We start from the raw sequence: 18,549 nt of genomic DNA, 5'->3' as shown, positions 1-18,549 counted from the left end.
AGGATGCGCTGCGCGCGGATCTGTCGAAATCTTGGGCGTCCCGTGGCGAGCGTGTGAGAAGAGCGCTCGCGCGCTCGAGGTCCGGGAGCGAGAGGGGATCTCGATTCCTCGCGTCGTGTGACGACGGCGGCACCACCTCGACCCGCAGAGGATGGCCTTGCCTTCGCACGAAGACTGCCGATGCGCGGCGCCTGAGCTGAGCGATACCTTGCTGGATGGAACGCCGTACCGGCCCGTGCGCCGGCTCGGGCGAGGGGGAATGGGCGAGGTGATCGAGGCGGCGCACGTGGGCCTCGACAAGCCGGTGGTGGTGAAGCTCCTGCACCGCGACCTGAACCGCGAGCCGCGGCTCGTGGAGCGGATGCGCGTCGAGGCGCAGTCGCTGGCGCGGCTCGCTCACCCGAACCTGGTGACCGTCACCGATTTCGGGCGGACCGCCGAGGGGAGGACGTTCCTCGTCATGGAGCGGCTCTACGGCCGGACGATGCGCGAGGAGCTCGCGGCGCGCGGCGCGCTGCCTGCGATGGAGGCGCTCGATCTCGTGACGCAGACGCTGGCGGGCCTCGCCGCGGCGCACGGCGCGGGCATCGTTCACCGCGACGTGAAGCTCGAGAACCTCTTCGTGTGCGACGCGGATGCGCAGGGTCGGCGCGTGGTGAAGGTGCTCGACTTCGGGATCGCCAAGGTGGTCGCTCCGCGCGGCGATGGGCGCGCGCCGGCGCCGTCGCTCTATCAGACGGAGGAGGGGGTTCTCGTCGGTACGCCGCGCTATCTCTCGCCCGAGCAGGCTTGCGGGCTCGCCGTCGATGCGCGCACCGACGTGTATGCGGCCGGCGTGGTGCTCTACACGCTGGTCGCCGGTCGCGATCCGTTCGAGCATGTGAGGCGCGTCCACGAGCTCGTGCGCGCCCATGCGAGCGAGGTCCCCGCGCCGCCGTCGAGCCACGCGCCACGAGCGGTGCCGCCGGAGCTCGACCGCGCGATCATGAGGGCGCTGGAGAAGAGCCCGGAGCTTCGTTTTCCGGACGCAGCGGCGTTCGCGGCGGAGCTGTCGCGCATCGCCGCGGGGCTTTCGGGAGGGGTGGATGGTGGGTCGGTCATACCGTCCGGGTCGTACTGGGAGCGTACGGCGCCGCTGACGCTGCCGCCGGTCCGGGCGCCGGTGCTCCCACCGACGTTGAGCGCGACCGTGAAGGCGTTCGGCCTCACGGCGCCGTACATGGCAGCGCGGCCCGCCCCAGGGTCTGCGCTGCAGCGGGCCTCGGAGGCGCACAGAAGCAGGCCGCGGCGCGCGCGACGGTCTGCGCGCGCTCAGGCCAGCTGGGCGGCCATGGGATTGCTGGTGGTGAGCGTGGTGCTCTTCGGCTTCACCCTGGCGCTTCTGGTGAGCTTCCTGGGTTGACAGGCGGGTACGGCGTCGTCGCCGCGGATGCCAGGAACGTCACCCGGTGTGACGAACCCGCTACGATGCGGGCTGCGGAATGGGGAGCGTTGGCGCTGAGAGGGGCAACCTGGGTCGGAAGGGTCAACCTCGGAGGGGTCAACCTGGTCAACCTCAGGCGCGCGGTGGAGGTCAACCGGAGGTCAACCTGGGTGCGGGCCAGAAGGCAGCTCGGCAGCTCAACCTGGGTGCGGACCGTGGACCGTGGATGCTGGATGGGTGCAAAAAATCGATGTCGTGGCACGCGGGAATTTTGGCAGCGGAGTATTGGACAACACGCGCGTGATTCGGTGAGAAAGCAAGAAAGTGGCCAGGGGCAACTTTGCGCGCCGTCGACCCGCGGAGCCGCGCGTTGCGCGACGTCATGCTCCGCGACACCGGCGCCTTCGAGCATCGGGAGCCGCCGCCGTCACGGACGTGACCGCGGCGGCTCCCGATGCCTGCGCCCTGCCATGGAGCGACCTTGGCATCGCTCCGGAGGGGGTGGTCACGCTTGGGTGCGTGGTGGTGGCGGCCGGGTGGAGTATCTTCGGGTCCATGCCGTGGCCCTGTTCCCGAGCGAGCTCCGAGGTACCGTGCGCGGACCAGCGCACGTTCGACGCTGGCCTCCGGCGCCCCCGGGCTTGTCGGAGCGCTGCCGCGGCACCCGCCACGCCGTCTGCGGTGCAGCGGTCGAGGCAGATCACCTCGGGAGCGCGCCCATGACAGCGCGGCGTCTTGTACCGGGGGCTCGATGCGCTGCTGCTCACGTGGGGCAGCAGCGCGCCTTTTGCGCGTGGCGAGAGGGGCAGGCATGACCAACAGGAACGCGAACAAGAGCTCGCCAGGCCAGCCGGCGGCTCAGGGCGCTGCGGGCGACGCCGCGCCGCAGCAACCGACGCTGCCGCAGCAGCCGCCGCGCGGGTACGACACGCCGAATTTTGCATCGCAAGAGCACCCCTCACCGGCGCAACAGCGAGCGCTTACGCAGGAGCCGCGCCGCAGACCTGAAGAAGGGAACACCGGCCCCGCAGCGCCGCCCGCGGAGCGGATGGTGCAGTGGGGCGAGCCTAGGCCGCGGCGCCGCCAGGATCGCGAGGCGGGACCGAGCGACAAGCAAGTGTATGTTCCTCCGGTCACGCTGCCTCCGAACCGAGAGCACCAGGCGATGGATCAGCAGAAGATCCAGGTAGCGCCGTCGCTGTTGAAGGGCGTCGACGAACGGAACCGGCCGACGATGCGCAGGATCCCTGTGCAGGGCATGCCGGGTCCGCCGACGGGGGCTCCCGATGGGCAGGGCGGTGCGCGTCCCGGTGGCGTCCGCACGGCCCGCGTCGGTGTGGGCAGCGGCGTCTGGCCGCCGCCCGAAGACGAGTCGTCCGGCTCGCGCGGGCAGTCGTCCCGGAAGCAGCGGCCGATTGCAGCGGCCGCTCCCCCGCCAGCAGCCGGCGCGCCTCGAGCGGGGCTGCAGCCGACCGCGGCGCGGCCCGACGACACCGCGGTGACCGCAGCGGCCGCCGCGGCGGTGCTCGCGGCGCGCCGCCGCAGGGCCCCGCTGGCGCTCTTCGCGTTGCTCGTGTTTCTGGGGAGCGCGACGGTCGCAGGCTTCTGGGTGCTGTGGCGCGCCGCCAATCCGACGAGCGAGCAGGATCCGGCGCTGGCCGAGGGCGGCCGCGCTCCCACGCCCGATCCCGCTGGCCTCGCGACGCCCACCCCGAGCGCGCAGCCCGAACATCCGCCCCCGGTGGCGATCGAGCCGCCGCCCACCGCAGAGCGACCCGTTCCCGCCGCGCCCGAGGTTCCGACAGCGTCGCCCACGGCGGAGCCGAGCTCGCCGCCCGCTCACTCCGCGGCCACGGTCGCCGCCCGTCCGTCATCACCGCGCCCTGCTGTGCAGGTGAGGCGCCCGGTCAAGCCTTCGACGGCGGTGGACGACTTCTACGACTCGGCTGTGAGCCCTCCGATCCCCCCCTCGGTCCCGCCGTCCGCGCCCTCTGCGTCGCCCACAACGCCCCCGGGGACGACCGCTCCCCCGCGTCCGTTCCCCTGAGGCGTCGCCTCTCCGGATTGCATTCCTCCCGCCAGCCACCATGCGAAAGCCATTCTTGAAATACCTGTCTCTACTCCTCCCGTGCGCGGCGGTTCTTCTGGGGCCGAGCATCGCGAGCGCGACCGGAGAGGCTCGGCTGATGCCGAACTCTCCGACCGACGCCCCGCCTGCGACGTCGCGCGCGGGCGAGCGCGCCGCGCAGCTCTACCGGGAGGGGAACAGGTTCTACGATGAAGCGCGATTCGCCGAGGCCGAGGCGCGTTATCAGGCGGCGTGGGATCTCCAGCAGAGCTTTGACGTGGCCGGCAACCTCGGGAACGTCGAGCTGGAGGTGAACCAGCCCCGCGAGGCGGCCGAGCACCTCCTGTACGCGCTCAATACCTTTCCGCTCGGCGAGAAGGCCGAGAAGAAGAGCTTCCTGCAGAAGCGCCTCGCCGTCGCCAGGTCGCAGGTCGGCGCGCTTCGCATCAGCGTGAACGTCGACGACGCCGAGGTGCTCGTCGACGGCAAGGTCGTCGGGCATTCGCCCCTCGACGCCCAGGTGTTCGTCGATCCCGGCAAGCGCAGGATCGAGGCACGCCGCGCTGGCGCCAGGACGTCGACGTCGCTGCTCGTGGCGAGGGGCTCGGACCAGAGCATCGCCCTCAGCCTCGATTCGGGCCCGAACATTCCGCTGGTGGTCGCGGGCGGGGCCGTCGGGCTGCTCGGGCTCGCGTCGGGCGTGACCTTCGCGATCCTCTCCACGGCAAAGGGCGAGTCCGCAGCGACGGAGCCGTTCGGCAGCGCGAGGCGCACCGACCTGCGCGACGCCCAGACCACGCTCGCCAACGTCTCGTTCTGGAGCTTCCTCGGCGGCGGCGTGGTGCTCGCGGGGACGGCCTTGTACGCGCTCTCCACGTCGAGCCGCACGCCGGTCACGAAGGCCGGGCTCCCCCGGCTGTATGCCGCGCCTTTCGTGAGCGCGGAGGCGAACGGCCTGCTGCTGGGCGCGAGCTTCTAGGCCGGTGGGCGCTGCGCGCTCCACGTCTCGTCCCCGGACTCAGCGCGGCTGGAAGTAACGGCCTACCTGCTCGCGGTACTCCTCGGGGACATCGCTGCGCTCGACACCGCCGACCTCCTGGGGACCCACGACCCCGAGCGCGCTCTCGCCGCGCACGTTGGCGGTGTCTCCGGCGCGCCCGGCTGCTCGGCCCGTCACGATCCCCGGCATCGGCCTACCCGGGTTGAGCCTCGCGCTGGCCCGTGAGCGCAGCTCACCCCCGGCGATCGCGCCGGTCTGCCCTTCGTGGCTGCCCGAGCCGCCGCCCTCCGAGTGACCTGGCTGCGCCGACCCCTGCTTGCCGGCCCCGCCTCCCGACGAGCCCTGCTGCCCGCTCTGTCCGCGCTCCTGGCCGCCCAACCCCGGTTGGCCTGACCCGCCTGCGATCGGCATCGGGAGCGGCGTCCCCCCGAGCTGCCCCTCGGCCTCGCCCGCCCCGCGCTGTGCATCGTCGAGCGCTCGTTGGCGCTTCGATTCCTCGCTGCTCGGGCTCCCCTCCTGGGCCATCTGGCGCAGCTGTTCCTCGAGCTGCTGCTGTCCGTCCGGCGTCTCGAGCTGCCGTGCGAGCTCGCGCATCTGCTCCTTTGACATGGGCTCTCCGAGCGCGCTCTCGGGCGACTGCGCCATCCGCTGCTTCAAGCGGTCGGCGAGCCGCTTGCGCTCCTCGAGGCTCAATCTTTCGAGCGCCTTCTCGAGGCTGCCAGCAAGCCGCCGCGCGTCGCGGTCGCTGCCGGTCCGGGCGAGCTCGCGGAGCGCGTCGCGCCCCTCGTCGCCGAGCCTGTCGCCGAGCGCCTCCGCCAGCTCCCTCAACGCGTCGGCCTGCTCGCCGCGCTGATCCAGCAGCTTGCGCTGTTCCTCGAGCGCCTTCGCTACGCCGGGGGCGCCGGCCCTCTTGGCGGCTTCGGCGGCCTCCTCGAGCACCTTCCTGGCCCGTTCGCGGTCATCCCGTTCGAGCTTGTTCGCGAGCCGCGCCATCTCCTCGTCGAACGCCACGAGGTCGCGATCGCCGAGCGCCTTCGCAGCCCGCTTCAGCTGAGGGTCTTCTCCGAGCTTGCCGAGCGCCGACTCCATCCCATGACGCTGCTCGCCCTCGCCGAGCGATAGCCGCTCGGCCGTGATCGCGTCGCGGAGCCTGCCGAGCTCGGCCTGCGCTTCGCGGCGCTCGACGCCGCTCTTCAGCTTTTCGCGGAGCCTCTTCGCGTCGTCGGAGAGCTTTTTCAGCCGATCGTGTTGCTCCGCGTCCCGAGCGTCGATCTCGGAAAGCTGGACCACCCGCCCGAGGCCGGCGATCTCGGCGACGCGTACCTGCTCGGCCCCGGGTGGGGGCGCTGCTGCCGCGGGCGCTGGTGGCAGGGGAAGCCAGCTGAGATAGCCAATGGCCGCTGCCGCGAGGGGCGCTCCGGCATGCCAGCGTCGCCCCAGGGGCGTGCGGACCTGCCGGGCGGTTGCGGCATCGAGGGCCGCGGTCGCGTGGGCGAACACGACCTCGCGGGCCGCGGATGCGCTGGCACCGGGCGCGCCGTCCGTCGCGTCCTCGGCTGCTGCGAGCTCAACGGCCGTGGAGACCGACTCGGCGGAGCCGAGCTTGCCGTCGAGAAACAACGCGACGTTCGGGTCAGTCCACCGGCGCCGGCGCGCCACCGCTGCGCCAGCCACGGCGCCGAGCAGGCCGCCCGCGGCCATCCAGGGGCGCAGCGCGCCTTGCCGCATGTGCCAGGCGCCCGCCGCGCCTACCGCGCCGAGCATCATCCCAGCGGCGGCGCCGGTGAGGACGAGATCGAGCGCGAGCCGCCGTCGGACGCGGCGAGACCACCGAACGAACGCGGCGCTGAACCTCCGCCGGGGAGACGCATCGACCATGGATCGAGGTGTACCTGCGGGCCGACGCGCCGGCCAGAGCTGCTTCGGGCACTCCTCCAAACCTCATTGCGGCACGCCGTGCCCGACGTCGCGCCCGGTGCGAGCGCCTCGCGCGCTGTCGGGACGCCCTGTGGAGTGGCGTCGGTCATGTGCGCCACGACGCGCCGCGGAGGAGCTGTCCTTGGACATATCGCGCTCCGCCCCCCTCAGGGGACGAAGCACCCTTTCAAGTGGAATGACGCGAACTCGAGGCGCGCTGGGACAACGTCCTGGGCAGCGCCGAGCAAGTTCAGGCCACAGTCAGCGAAAGAGAACTTGCATTCGTGCGAGTCCTCGGACGATGTCCGGAGCGTCGCGTGGCAGGAGCCATAGAAAAGCGCATCGTCGACGTACATTCGCATGTTCACGACAGCAGCGTCGCCGCCCTTGCGCTCGCTGCCGAGCAGATGGAGATCGAGGTAGTAGAAGCCCCTCCTGTCCTTCGAGTGATCCACCAGCTCCAGATTGGTTTCGCCATTGAGGCGGGAGCAGTCAACGTCCCAGCTGTCGTCGAATCCGGCGACAGGCAGCTTGCCGCTATCCCCCGTGTCAAGCACCAAGCTCTCCCCGTTCACGGTCATGACCGCCATGCCGTACGCTTCAGGAATTTCCGGGCTAGTAGAGCACCCGAACGGCGAGAGCGACAGCACGAGGCCTTGGGCGAGGAGGGGTCGGTGCATGGGAGTTCTCCAGCAGCATGGCGGGCGAGAGCATCGCACGAGGTCGACAACCATGAACGCGCGCAATGTGGTTGATCCATGCGCCGTGCCAGATGTCAACCGGAAACGGAGGCCGCTGTTGGGCCCGTGCCACCGGAAACGGAGGCCGCTGTTGGGCCCGTGCCGAGCTGACTGCCGGGCTGACCGACGTTGCCGTTGACTGTCGACCTGACCGACGTTGCCGGTCTGCCGGCCCGGCCGGTCTGACCGACGTTGCCTTGGTGGTGCCTTGGTGGTGAGACCCGATACGTGTTGTCTATGAGGCGGTCCCAGGCATAGGCCATGGCGGGCGCCGGCGGAAAACAGAAACCGCCAGGATCTCGAAGATTCAAGTATGTGAAATCATTGGCCGCAAGCCACGGCACGCGTTTGGCATAGTTGGCAGCGATGAGCCAGCCTCGCGCTATCGTTGCAGGTGCCACCTATCTCCTCACACGACGCGCGTTGCGGCGACACCTCCTCTTCCGACCGGATGCCGCGATGACTCAGCTGATCATCTATGCGCTCGCGGTTTCGGCCAGGCGCTACGGCATTCGCCTGCATGCGTTGTGTGCCATGTCCACGCACCTGCACATCGTCGTCACTGACGTCGAAGGCGTGCTTCCGCGATTCCTGCAGCTGTTTCATCGCCTCGTGGCGTTGGGGACCAAGGTGCTCCGAACCTGGGAGGGGCCGGTCTGGGGCCACGAAGCGACCAGCGTTGTTCGCCTCTTGACGCGGGCGGCCGTTGTGGAAAAGATTTCATATTCACTGGCGAACCCGGTGGAGGCGGGATTGGTGCGACGTGCGAAGGAATGGCCGGGAGCGAAGGTGCTCGTCAACGAAATCGGCCGCGGTGAGCTGCGGGCGAGGCGTCCTGACGTCTACTTTGCTCCGAGCAATCCTGCATGGCCCGAGGACGCTGCCATTGCGATCTCGCTTCCGCCAGCTGTGGCGGATGATGACGCTGACGCCTTTCGGCGCGAGGTGGCGGCGGAGCTGGAGCGGAAGGAAGCCGAGGCGCACGCCGCGATGCATCGAACTGGCCGCGGTTTTCTCGGCCCCGAGCGCGCATGCACGGTGTCGCCCGACGCTCGCGCGACGAGCTTCGAGGCGCCTCGCGGCCTCAATCCGACGTTTGCGGTGGGGAGAGGACATGCAGACGCACGAAGGACCGCGGTCGCCGCTGTCCGGGCATTTCGCGCAGCGTACCGAGAGGCGCTTCAACGATGGCGTGCAGGGCTGCGCAGCGTGGTGTTTCCGGCACAAACGTGGTGGATGCGCGTATTCCATGGCGTGGCCGTGAACGATGATCCGCTCGTGTCGTAATCGTAAAAGGAACGATCGGGATGCCGACGCGGCACCTGGGCTGCTGAACGAGGGCGAGTGAACGGCAGACGCCCTCCGTTCGCGTGCATGAACGCGCACCTGGTTTTCGTGTGAAACTACACGTCAAGGGCGCCGGGATTGCGTGAGTCGGCCTGGTGGTCGAGGAGGCGCGGGCGGTCCGTGCGCGTCGCTACAATGGTAGGGGGAGCTCGATATACGGCTCCGTGATCCGGCCGACGACGATGTCGCGCACCTGCGTCCCATAGTAGGTCGATCCCGATTGCGTGCTCCAAGCGTGTCCCACGATCGTCCCGTTGCTGTTGGCATAGAGGCGCATGACGCCCCTGCCAACACCCGCGTGCCAGGATCCGTCCGCCTTGCGCCGGGTGTCGGTTGTCCCGTGGCCCGTGGTGCTCGAGTCGAGGACGAGGAGCGAGTACTGGATTGTCCCCGTGACGAACGGATAGGTCGCCAGGCGTGGCACCGCAGCGCCTGCCGCGATGGCGACGTGCCCGCTCGCCGTGCTCCCCGCCGGATACTCGATCGCGACGATATCGCCGGCCTCGATCTCGCTCACCGTCACGATCTGCTCGAAGCCGACTTCCTCGATGATCCTGTCGTGGTAAAGCGCGGCGTTCGGGCTCATGCTGCCGAACCATGTGTTGATGTCGTAGACGGACAGCTGATAGGCCTGCTTGAGGACGTTCGTGACGAACGACGCGCACAGGCTGCGGCTCCGGTAATCCGTGGCTCCTCCGACGCCGGCCCAATCAACATAGGTCGTTCCATTTCCATATTCGTTATTTACCGGTGCGATGTGGGTCACTAGCGTGTCGGCCCAGTAGAGATGGCCCGGCTCTCCGGCCGTCTGGCCCTCTGCCGGGCGCGGCGCGAGCAGGCTCACCCCGGCCAGAACGACGGCCGGGAGCGCGCGAACAGCGGCTCTCGAGCTCATGCGCTTCAATGCATTCATGATTTCCTCCCGTGTGGAATCGATGGCCCCGCGTAGGCTGGTCACACCGGTGTCGGCCTCATCGCGGGCATCGCCGCGGAGCGCCGGCAAAGCGAAGTTGCGCACCAAGCCACCGAACATACGCCGAACGAACGATCTCTTCAATCACCGGCACGAAGGCGGCACACGGGGCGTGCGCGATCCTGCGCGGATAGTGTTCCCCTCATTTCCACAGGCTGTCTCCTCGGGGCGACCTCCGTGCACGTCTTCGTAGATCCGCGCGTCGATGCCCACCGCAGGGGCGGCGCGGCGGTGGCGCGGGGATCACGGCCGGTACGGAGAGGGCGCGGCCGTCGCGACCGACGTTGCGCCCGACGCCGACCGTCGCGACCGACGTTGCGGCCGACGCGACCGACGTTGCGCCCGACGGATCCGCGCCCCACGTCGACTGGAGGGCGGCGATGTCGTACGGATCGGCCGATCCCGGGCGCTTGGGGCTCGCGCTCGGCGAAAGCCCGACGCGCTGGCGAAGCGCGCCCCGCCCGCGCCGCGTGGCGCGCGGGTCCAGGCGGCTCGCCGGGGCCGAGCTCCGCCGTTTTGTTGACAGATCCGCGCAGTTCGATTGGATGGCCGCGTGTCCCCCGTGAAGCGCGCCTCGACCACCCTCCACCCCACCCTGACGCTCGGCGACGCGCTGGAGCACTACGCCTCCTGGCCGAGACCCACCGTGATTGTCTCCGACGGTGCTTATGGCGTCTCCGGTTTTCCCGGCGATCCCCCGACGCACGACGGGCTCGCCGCGTGGTACGCGCCCCACGTCGCCGTCTGGTCGGAGCGCGCCTTGCCGTCCGCCACCCTCTGGTTCTGGGGGACGGAGATCGGCTGGGCGACGGTGCACCCCCTGCTCGAGCAGCACGGCTGGGAGTACCGGACCTGCCACGTCTGGGACAAGGGAATCGCCCACATCGCGGGCAACGCGAACACCCGGACGCTGCGCAAGTTCCCCGTGGTGAGCGAGGTGTGCGTGCAGTACGTGCGCAAGGTCCTCCTGGAGAGCGCCGGCGTGCGGCTGCCCCTCAAGACCTGGCTGCGGCATGAATGGGAGCGCTCGGGCCTCCCCCTGCGCCAGACGAACGAGGCGTGCGGCGTGAAGAACGCGGCCACGAGGAAGTACTTCACCCGCTGCCACCTCTGGTATTACCCCCCGGCCTCGGCGTTCGAGCAGATCGCCGCCTTCGCCAACGCGCACGGCCGCCCCGAGGGGCGACCCTACTTCTCGGTCGATGGCAAGCGGCCGTTGACGGGCGAGGAGTGGGCTACCCTGAGAGCCAAATTCCATTGCGAGGTCGGCGTGACCAACGTCTGGCACGAGCCGGCGGTCCGCGGCCCCGAACGCTTCAAGGAGGACACCCGGTCGATCCACGGCAACCAGAAGCCCCTCAAGCTGCTCGATCGCATCATCCGCGCATCGTCCGATCCAGGCGATGTCGTCTGGGAGCCATTCGGGGGGCTCTGCTCGGTCGCGGTGGCGGCCTTCACCGCAGGGAGGCGCTGCTACAGCGCCGAGATCGCGCCCACGTACCACGCCGTCGCGTCGCGCCGCCTCGCGAAGTGCGCGCCGCAGCCGCGCGTCGAGATCTCGGCGGCCTGACGGTCGGTATCGGCCCCGCTCGTCCGCATGGTAGCCTGCTCCCCCATGGCGACGCCGAAGATCGTGACCGTGGGAGGGGGGACGGGCCATTACACGCTCCTCACCGGCCTGCGTGACCTGAGCGTCCGCATCACCGCGATCGTGACCATGATGGACTCGGGCGGAAGCTCCGGGAGGCTCCGGGACGAGTACGGCCTCCTGCCCCCAGGCGACTTCACGCGTTGCCTCGTCGCCCTGTCCGAGCACCCGGAAGCGCTGAAGGAGCTGCTCGGCCACCGCTTCCGCTCGGGGAGCCTCGGCGGGCACACCCTGCGCAACCTGATATTCACCGCGGTGCAGGAGATCACCGGCTCGCTCCCCCTCACGGTCGAGCGCCTGCACGAGATCTTCTCCGTCAAGAACCGCGTCCTCCCGGTCACGATGGATCACGTCGATCTCGTGATGCACCTCGAGAACGACCGGACCATCCGCGGCGAAGCGTCGATTGACAACCTCTCCGACATGCTCGATGCGCCGGTGCTCTCGGTCTATCTGGATCCTGAGGCCCAGGCGTATCCAGCGGCGCTCGACGCGATCGCGGAAGCCGATCTCATCATCCTCGGGCCGGGAGATCTTTACACGAGCCTCGTGCCGAACCTCCTGGTCAAGGGTGTGCGCGAGGCCATCGCGGCGAGCCGCGCCCGCGCGATGTTCGTGTGCAACCTGATGACGAAGCCCAACGAGACCCCCGGCTACACGGTCGAGGACTTCGTGGGGACCATCGCCATGTACCTCGGCGAGGCCCGGCTCGACGCGGTGCTGGTCAACGACGTCTGGCCCTCCGAGGGCCTCGAGGAGTACGCCTCCGCCGGCTCTGACCCGGTCGTGACCTCGCCGGACAAACCGCTCGCCTCCGACCTCCTCGTCCCTGCCGACCTGCTGTTCGGCGGCAAGCTGATTCGCCACGACCCGCGCAAGCTCTCCGCCGCGATCGTCTCGCTCGCCCGCCAGCGCTCGTGGTGGTGAGGCCCGGGCCCGGCTCCGCTGCGCCTGGCCCTACGCTCGACGGCACCCGGGGCGCGGCGCTGCCGCGTCGGCCGGGCGGCCTCGGGCCGGCGCGGCAGCGCACGACGATCAGGCGGTCTCCGGTTCGTCGGGCAGATAAAAAGGCGTGTTGACGATCACGATGCCCTTCCCGCCCCGGAAGAGAAGGAGCCATTTGAGGATCGACGCCGTGTGGTTGTGGAGCAGGTAATGGTACCAGCGTGACTCGACCACCTCGGGTACGACGACCGCCACCTGCCGGTCCGGGTGGGCGCGCGCGAGGGTGGTGACGAAGCGGAGCAGCGGCCTGAAGAGCCGCCGGTAGCGGGACCGCACCACCGAAAGCCGCGGCGCCGGTACCCCCTTCTCCTTCGCGGGCTCCTCCACCAGATGGTGCCATTCGCCGCTCAGGTCCTCGACGCGAGGATCGTCGAGGAGCACCTGGAGCGCGTAGACCTCAGGCGAGAGGCGGAGCGCGAAGCGGAGCCCCTTCTGCGCCACGAGGTCCCAGCGCCTGATGGGGACCACCACGATCGGCGGCGGAGGCGGGGTGAGGTCGAGCGGCGCGCGGGCGCGAACCACCTCGTCGATGCGCTTGTAGTGGCGTCGCACATTGCAGAAGATGAGAAAGGCCCCGAGCAGGAGCAGGGTCGAGATCCACGCCCCCTCGGTGAACTTCGAGATGATGATGACGACGAGCGTGGCGGCCGTGGCCGTGGCGCCGGTCGCGTTGACGGCGAGGTGGAGCCGGGAGCGCGCGCCGCCGACCCTGCGCCAGTGCGCGGTCATCCCCGCCTGCGACATCGTGAAGGCGAGGAACGCGCCCACCGCGAAGAGCGGGATGAGGGCGTCGGTGATGCCCTGGAAGACGACGAGCAGGAGGGCCGAGAGTCCGGCGAGGACGCCGATGCCGTAGGAGAAGGCGAGGCGCCTGCCGCGGTGGATGAAGGGCTCGGGCAGGAAGCGATCGAGCGCGAGGAGCCGACAGAGGCGGGGGAAGTCGGCGAAGCTGGTGTTGGCCGAGAGCATGAGCACCGCCACCACGGCGGCCAGGGTCACGTAGTAGAACGCGCCGCGCCCCACGACCGCGCCCACGATCTGCGAGACGATGCTCTGGTAGCCGCTCTTGCCGGGCTCGGTGGCGGTGATGCCGTATGCCCGCGCGAGGATCGCGATCCCGGCGAGCAGGATGCCGAGCGAGGCGACGATGTACGAGAGCGTCCGGCGCGCCTGCTCGCTGCTCGGCTTGCGAAAGGCAGGGACGCCGTTGCTCACCGCTTCCACGCCGGTCATCGCGGTGCACCCGCTGGCGAAAGAGTGGCAGAGGAGCCCCAGGCTCGCGGCTCCGAGCGCGACGGGCAGCGAGGGCGGCGCGACCACGGGCGGCGGATGCCCTCCGTGGAGGATCGTCTTCCCGATCCCGATCGCGATCACCGCGAAGAGACAGCCGAGGAACGCGTACGTCGGCACCAGGAACACGAGGCCTGCGGTGCGGAGCCCGCGCAGGTTGGCCGCCGTGAGGAGGGTGAGGACGGCGAGGCAGAGGCCCAGGGTGTGCGACAGGAGCGCGGGCACCGCGGAGACCAGCGCGCCCACCCCCGCGGAGATGGCGACCGCCACGTTGAGCACGTAGTCGATGAGCAGCGCCGCCGCCGCGACGAGGCCGGCGCGCGTGCCGAGGTTCTCCTTCGCGACGATGTACGAGCCGCCACCGTTCGGGTACGCGGCGATCGTCTGGCGGTACGAGACGTAGAGGATCGCGAGCAGCCCGATGACCAAGGCGCTGAGCGGCACGATGTAGTGGACGCCGAGCGCGCCGAGGGGGAGGAGCACGGTGAGCGCGGCCTCGGGGCCGTACGACGCGGAAGCGAGCGCGTCGAGGCCCAGGACCGGGATCCCGGAGAGCGGGCCGATCTGTTCCTTCTCCGCTTCATCCGAGGCCAGCCGCCGGCCGAACAGCACCGTCATGAGCGACATGGGTGAGGCAGCTCACGCAAGGCGTGTGCCCGGAGCGAGCTCCGCCGCGCGCGCGTCGGTCGGAGCCGCAGCGTGCAACCGGTGCTCCAAGCTCGCGCCGAGCGCTCGTCAGCGGTGCTGATCGAGCACGAGCGTCGCCTCCATGACCGTGGGCGCAGCCGCCGCATTCGAGGTTTGCACGGACGGCCTCTCCTCCGATGCGAGACGATATCGTGTGAGCCGATCGAGGTGGGATCATTTGCCACGCTCGGCCAAGTTGCCTCATCGCAGGCGGGCGCCCTCGCGTGCGAGCGCGCTCGCCGCTGGAGCAAGCGGCTCGCCCGCTGCCGCGCGGGCTCACGCGTGGCTGCGCGTCGGCCGCCCCGGCGCTTGCTGCTGGTATGTGCTTCGCATGTCGCCGGAGCTATCGCCACTTCCGTGGCTAATCATCTCAGGACGAGGTAGAGCGCTATGAGCATCGGTAACGACCAGTACACTTCGGGCGGGTACAAGAACGGGATTTACGAGGGCGGCTCGCAGGAGTCCGGCTCGCACGAGCCTGGCGCGCCGCAGACGCAGGGCGGCGAAGGCGCGGTGAGCCTCGACATGCTGCTGAAGTTCGCCAAGGACATCCAGACCAAGGTCAAGGACGTCCCATACATCGTCCCGATCGCGATCGGCGGAGCGGCATTTGCGATTGGCGTGCTCGCCAGCTCGAAGATCCTGCGCCAGCTCACCCTCCTCGCCGGCGGCTACGCGGTCAAGTACGCGATCCAGAACGTCCCCAGCGAGCCGATCATCGACTTTGCAAAGAAGGTCGTGTCCGACTCGTACCGGGCGTCGTCGAGGGCCTGAGCCGGAGACTCGCTGCGGCGCGCGCAGGGGCGCTCGCCCGCCTGCAGCCGTGCGTGCTCCGGCGGAAGGCAGCCCGACCTGAGATCCTACCTTCGCCGCGCCGGCGGCACGTGCCCCCGTTTCTGGCATCATGGAGGCGGTGGTGCGGACGCGCCGCCAGCGCGCGGCCGGGAGGACGCCATGGACATCCGGGAGAGCATCGAAGTCCGCTGGTTTCTGCCTGCGGACGACGCTCGGGCGGCGCGGCTCGTGTCGTGGTTCTCCCGTGCGTTCTCCGAGGCGCCCCGGCATGACCGCTACCGGCGCCTCCGGCGCGCCGATCTCGGGATCAAGAAGCGCGGCGGGCGGCCGAAGGGCCTGGAGGTCAAGTTCCGGGTCTGCGCCTTCGGATCCATCCACCTCTCTCCCACGGTGCTGGGTGAGGTGGAGCGGTGGACGAAGCTCACCGTCTCGTCGACGGACGCCGATGACAGCGGGTGGACGACCCTCACGAAGGAGCGCCGCGTGCGGGTGTTCGGGCTGGTGGGCGGATGCGCCGTCGAGGTGATGGACGGCGCGCACCCCGGAGCCGGGTGTGCTGTCGAGCTGACGCGCGTCGCCGTGGCGGAAGGCGAGGGCGCGGCTGCTCCGGCGGCCTGGTCGCTGGGCCTCGAAGCGTTCGGTCCGCCAGAGATCCTCCTCGAAGCGCTCTACGCCGTGGGCCGCGCGGTGTTCGTGGAGGTGCCCGACCTCGGCCTTACGTCCGTTGAATCGAAGGGGTATCCGGCGTGGCTCGCCGAGGGGTCGGCGGAGCGGTGAGCGCAATCGCGTCGTAACCGGGGCTCCGTGGCATAAGCCGGCAGATGAGCGCCGTCGGTTCGTCGCGATCGGGGACGAAGTCGCGACCGTAGCCCAGGAAAGCGTGGGTGTTCTCACGCCCCCAGTCGCCTGCGCTGCGCGTATCGTCGTCCTCTCTCATACGTCGTTGTATATGTCGTCGTACGTGCCCCGCCGCCATGAGCCGCTGCGGCCGAGTGCCTTCCCTCGAGAGCGTCGCGTGCGATACCCTGCTGCCTTTCTGATACCCAGGGAAAGTGCTCGTGTGATGAATGTAACTTCGGACGCCCTGTTTGCGGAATTTTTCGCCCGCTGTCCTGAGCTGCTCTTCGTCGCCTCGGCCGCGGGCGGACTGCTCCACGAGAGCGATGCCTTGCGGGAGGTCATCGGCCCTGCGAGCGAGGGGGGTGCGAGGCTCGCAGAGCTCGCTCACCCGGAGGATCGCGCAGCGCTGCTCGCGGCGTGGGCGAAGCTCGAGCAGACCGGTGAACCCGTCTCCTTTCGCGTCCGCCTTCGCGACGCGCGCGGGGCGTACCGTCCGCTGTCGTGCAACGCGAAGCGTTCGCCCGATCGCAGCGCCGTCTTCGGGTCGCTCCGGCCAATCTCCGAGATCGATGACAAGGAGCTGGCGACCCTCCGCAGCAAGGCGCGCATCCTGGACAGCATCGCCGAGCACGTGGACAACATGATACTCTGGGCGATCGACATGGATGGAGTCTGTTTCTATCACCACGGCAAGGGGCTCGCGAACGTCGGGCTCAAGCCCGGGCAGCTCGTCGGGGCCAACTGGTTCCACATCTATGCGAACCAGCCAGAAACGACTGGCGTCAATATCTCCGTCGACGATATGCGCCAATGGTTCGACGGGGCGGTGCGCGGCTTTCGCACCGACGCGTTCGGTGTCTACTGGGACAACTGGATCACCCCGCTCCAAGACGAGCGCGGCGGGCCCGTGTGCGGCGTGCTCGGGCTGGCGTTCGACATCTCGGAGTCCAAGCGCACGGAGCAGGAGCTGCGCGCCCAGCTGCAGCAGATCGAGGCGCAGCAGAAGGTCATTCGCGATCTCTCGACGCCGATCATCGAGGTCTGGGACGGCGTGCTCACGCTGCCGATGGTGGGGACGGTCGACAGCGTGCGCACCGCGGACGTGATGGATAGCCTGCTCTCGAAGATCGTGGAGAAGCAGGCGCGCTTCGCGATCCTCGACCTGACCGGTGTCGAGGTGGTCGACACGAAGGTCGCGAGCCACCTGATCGAGCTCATCACCGCGATACGGCTGCTCGGGGCCGACGGCATCGTCGCGGGCATCAAACCGACCGTCGCCCAGACGATGGTCGCGCTGGGGCTCGACCTCTCGCAGCTCAACACACAACGTAATCTCCGCGCGGCGCTCCAGCATGCGATCCGGAGCATGACCCGCCCGGAGAACCCCCCGCGTAACGGCGCCGCGACGCCCGGCCGGCCGGCGCGGGGCTGATCGCGCCGCGCGTCACGGGAGCTCGCTGCCGCAGCAGAGCAAGCACCTGAGCTGGAAACGGCAGCCGTGCAATGGGCCCTTCCCGCGAGGGCTTCGCGTGCGATACCCTCGTGTACTTCTCATGCCCCAGGGAAGAGGCTTGTGTGATGAGTGTTACTTCGAGCGCGCTGTTCGCGGAGTTCTTCGCCGGCTGTCCTGAGCTGCTCTTCGTCGCCTCGGCGGCGGGCGGCCTGCTCCACGAGAACGATGCCCTGCGGGAGGTCATCGGCCCTGCGAGCGAGGGAGGCGCGACGCTCGCAGAGCTCGCTCACCCGGAGGATCGCGCAGCGCTGCTCGCGGCGTGGGCGAAGCTCGAGCAGACCGGTGAACCCGTCTCGTTCCGCGTCCGCCTTCGCGACGCGCGCGGGGCGTACCGTCCGCTGTCGTGCAACGCGAAGCGTTCGCCCGATCGCAGCGCCGTCTTCGGGTCGCTCCGGCCAATCTCCGAGATCGATGACAAGGAGCTGGCGACCTTCCGCAGCAAGGCGCGCATCCTGGACAGCATCGCCGAGCACGTGGACAACATGATACTCTGGGCGATCGACAGGGATGGAGTCGTTTTCTATCACGACGGCAAGGGGCTCGCGAACATCGGGCTCAAGCCCGGGCAGCTCATCGGGGCCAACTGGATCCAAATGTATGCGAACCAGCCAGAAACGACTGGCGTCGATATCTCCGACGATGATATGCGCCAATGGTTCGACGGGTCGGCGCGCTGCTTTCGCAGCCACTTGCTCGGCGTCCACTGGGACAACTGGATCACCCCGCTCCAAGACGAGCGCGGAGGGCCCGTGTACGGCGTGCTCGGGGTGGCGCTCGACATCTCGGAGTCCAAGCGCACGGAGCAGGAGCTGCGCGCCCAGCTGCAGCAGATCGAGGCGCAGCAGAAGGTCATTCGCGATCTCTCGACGCCGATCATCGAGGTCTGGGACGGCGTGCTCACGCTGCCGATGGTGGGGACGGTCGACAGCGTGCGCACCGCGGACGTGATGGATAGCCTGCTCTCGAAGATCGTGGAGAAGCAGGCGCGCTTCGCGATCCTCGACCTGACCGGCGTCGAGGTGGTCGACACGAAGGTCGCGAGCCACCTGATCGAGCTCGTCACCGCGATACGGCTGCTCGGGGCCGACGGGATCGTCGCAGGCATCAAACCGAACGTCGCCCAGACGATGGTCGCGCTCGGGCTCGACCTCTCGCAGCTCATCACGCAACGCAACCTCCGCGCGGCGCTCCAGCATGCGATCCGGAGCATGACCCGCCCGGAGAACCCCCCGCGCAACGGCGCCGCGACGGCCGGCGCCGGCGCCGGCGCCGCGACGCCCGGCCTGCTGGCGCGGGGCTGACC

At 69.5% G+C, this 18,549-nt stretch carries 14 protein-coding genes; 10 read left to right on the top strand and 4 right to left on the bottom strand.

Features of this window, described 5'->3' with window-relative positions; translation table 11 throughout:
* Positions 1 to 208 precede the first annotated feature (208 nt).
* From WMF39_RS39845 to WMF39_RS39835, 3 genes are all read left to right on the top strand, one after another.
* The gene (locus WMF39_RS39845) at positions 209 to 1,402 is read left to right on the top strand and encodes a serine/threonine-protein kinase (RefSeq protein ID WP_437741678.1); all 1,194 of its coding nucleotides are present in this window, start codon (positions 209 to 211) and stop codon (positions 1,400 to 1,402) included.
* Between the two features lie 832 nt (positions 1,403 to 2,234).
* Positions 2,235 to 3,470: a hypothetical protein gene (locus WMF39_RS39840; protein ID WP_437741677.1), complete on the top strand. Its 1,236-nt coding sequence runs from the start codon at positions 2,235 to 2,237 to the stop codon at positions 3,468 to 3,470.
* A gap of 139 nt (positions 3,471 to 3,609) precedes the next feature.
* A complete protein-coding gene (locus tag WMF39_RS39835) occupies positions 3,610 to 4,470 on the top strand; it encodes a hypothetical protein (RefSeq protein WP_437741676.1) in 861 nt (286 codons plus the stop codon).
* Positions 4,471 to 4,509: 39 nt separating this feature from the next.
* Here the strand turns inward: WMF39_RS39835 and WMF39_RS39830 are convergent, their stop codons facing one another.
* Positions 4,510 to 6,369 carry a hypothetical protein gene (locus tag WMF39_RS39830; protein ID WP_437741675.1) on the bottom strand — a complete coding sequence of 620 codons (1,860 nt, stop codon included), beginning with the start codon at positions 6,367 to 6,369 and terminating at the stop codon, positions 4,510 to 4,512.
* Positions 6,370 to 6,575: 206 nt separating this feature from the next.
* The gene (locus WMF39_RS39825; RefSeq protein WP_437741674.1) at positions 6,576 to 7,088 is read right to left on the bottom strand and encodes a hypothetical protein; all 513 of its coding nucleotides are present in this window, start codon (positions 7,086 to 7,088) and stop codon (positions 6,576 to 6,578) included.
* Positions 7,089 to 7,514: 426 nt separating this feature from the next.
* On the opposite strand from WMF39_RS39825, the gene WMF39_RS39820 reads away from it, so the two are divergent.
* Positions 7,515 to 8,435, top strand: coding sequence for a transposase (locus tag WMF39_RS39820; protein ID WP_437741673.1), 921 nt, complete (start codon positions 7,515 to 7,517; stop codon positions 8,433 to 8,435).
* A 190-nt stretch (positions 8,436 to 8,625) separates the two neighbouring features.
* Here the strand turns inward: WMF39_RS39820 and WMF39_RS39815 are convergent, their stop codons facing one another.
* The gene (locus tag WMF39_RS39815) at positions 8,626 to 9,513 is read right to left on the bottom strand and encodes a hypothetical protein (protein WP_437748093.1); all 888 of its coding nucleotides are present in this window, start codon (positions 9,511 to 9,513) and stop codon (positions 8,626 to 8,628) included.
* A 766-nt stretch (positions 9,514 to 10,279) separates the two neighbouring features.
* Here WMF39_RS39815 and WMF39_RS39810 point away from each other — a divergent pair.
* On the top strand, positions 10,280 to 11,038 hold the full coding sequence (locus tag WMF39_RS39810) for a DNA methyltransferase (RefSeq protein ID WP_437748092.1): 759 nt from the start codon (positions 10,280 to 10,282) through the stop codon (positions 11,036 to 11,038).
* Positions 11,039 to 11,083: 45 nt separating this feature from the next.
* A complete protein-coding gene (locus tag WMF39_RS39805; RefSeq protein ID WP_437741672.1) occupies positions 11,084 to 12,043 on the top strand; it encodes a gluconeogenesis factor YvcK family protein in 960 nt (319 codons plus the stop codon).
* 108 nt (positions 12,044 to 12,151) lie between these two features.
* On the opposite strand, the gene WMF39_RS39800 is transcribed toward WMF39_RS39805, so the two are convergent.
* Complete coding sequence (locus tag WMF39_RS39800; RefSeq protein WP_437741671.1) at positions 12,152 to 14,038, bottom strand: APC family permease; 1,887 nt, start codon at positions 14,036 to 14,038, stop codon at positions 12,152 to 12,154.
* 450 nt (positions 14,039 to 14,488) lie between these two features.
* Between WMF39_RS39800 and WMF39_RS39795 the strand changes: the two genes are divergently transcribed.
* From WMF39_RS39795 to WMF39_RS39780, 4 genes are all read left to right on the top strand, one after another.
* Positions 14,489 to 14,872, top strand: a complete 384-nt coding sequence (locus tag WMF39_RS39795; protein WP_437741670.1) for a hypothetical protein — start codon at positions 14,489 to 14,491, stop codon at positions 14,870 to 14,872.
* 180 nt (positions 14,873 to 15,052) lie between these two features.
* Positions 15,053 to 15,670 carry a hypothetical protein gene (locus tag WMF39_RS39790; RefSeq protein ID WP_437741669.1) on the top strand — a complete coding sequence of 206 codons (618 nt, stop codon included), beginning with the start codon at positions 15,053 to 15,055 and terminating at the stop codon, positions 15,668 to 15,670.
* A 286-nt stretch (positions 15,671 to 15,956) separates the two neighbouring features.
* Positions 15,957 to 17,165 carry an STAS domain-containing protein gene (locus WMF39_RS39785; RefSeq protein ID WP_437741668.1) on the top strand — a complete coding sequence of 403 codons (1,209 nt, stop codon included), beginning with the start codon at positions 15,957 to 15,959 and terminating at the stop codon, positions 17,163 to 17,165.
* Between the two features lie 146 nt (positions 17,166 to 17,311).
* Positions 17,312 to 18,547, top strand: coding sequence for an STAS domain-containing protein (locus WMF39_RS39780; protein WP_437741667.1), 1,236 nt, complete (start codon positions 17,312 to 17,314; stop codon positions 18,545 to 18,547).
* Positions 18,548 to 18,549 lie beyond the last annotated feature (2 nt).

The organism is Sorangium sp. So ce1504 (assembly GCF_051521635.1).
GTDB classification, from domain to species: Bacteria; Myxococcota_A; Polyangia; order Polyangiales; family Polyangiaceae; genus Sorangium; species Sorangium cellulosum_B.
Note: the sequence above shows the minus strand (reverse complement) of the source record. Positions and strands in the feature narration are given on the sequence as shown.

Bases quoted from the DNA above. Each gene is read 5' to 3' on its own strand.
- WMF39_RS39840 (WP_437741677.1), top strand. From the start codon at position 2,235: ATGACCAACAGGAACGCGAACAAGAGCTCGCCAGGCCAGCCGGCGGCT.
- WMF39_RS39835 (WP_437741676.1), top strand. From the start codon at position 3,610: ATGCCGAACTCTCCGACCGACGCCCCGCCTGCGACGTCGCGCGCGGGC.
- WMF39_RS39785 (WP_437741668.1), top strand. From the start codon at position 15,957: ATGAATGTAACTTCGGACGCCCTGTTTGCGGAATTTTTCGCCCGCTGT.
- WMF39_RS39800 (WP_437741671.1), bottom strand. From the start codon at position 14,038: ATGTCGCTCATGACGGTGCTGTTCGGCCGGCGGCTGGCCTCGGATGAA.
- WMF39_RS39795 (WP_437741670.1), top strand. From the start codon at position 14,489: ATGAGCATCGGTAACGACCAGTACACTTCGGGCGGGTACAAGAACGGG.
- WMF39_RS39825 (WP_437741674.1), bottom strand. From the start codon at position 7,088: ATGCACCGACCCCTCCTCGCCCAAGGCCTCGTGCTGTCGCTCTCGCCG.
- WMF39_RS39790 (WP_437741669.1), top strand. From the start codon at position 15,053: ATGGACATCCGGGAGAGCATCGAAGTCCGCTGGTTTCTGCCTGCGGAC.
- WMF39_RS39780 (WP_437741667.1), top strand. From the start codon at position 17,312: ATGAGTGTTACTTCGAGCGCGCTGTTCGCGGAGTTCTTCGCCGGCTGT.
- WMF39_RS39805 (WP_437741672.1), top strand. From the start codon at position 11,084: ATGGCGACGCCGAAGATCGTGACCGTGGGAGGGGGGACGGGCCATTAC.
- WMF39_RS39820 (WP_437741673.1), top strand. From the start codon at position 7,515: ATGAGCCAGCCTCGCGCTATCGTTGCAGGTGCCACCTATCTCCTCACA.
- WMF39_RS39830 (WP_437741675.1), bottom strand. From the start codon at position 6,369: ATGGTCGATGCGTCTCCCCGGCGGAGGTTCAGCGCCGCGTTCGTTCGG.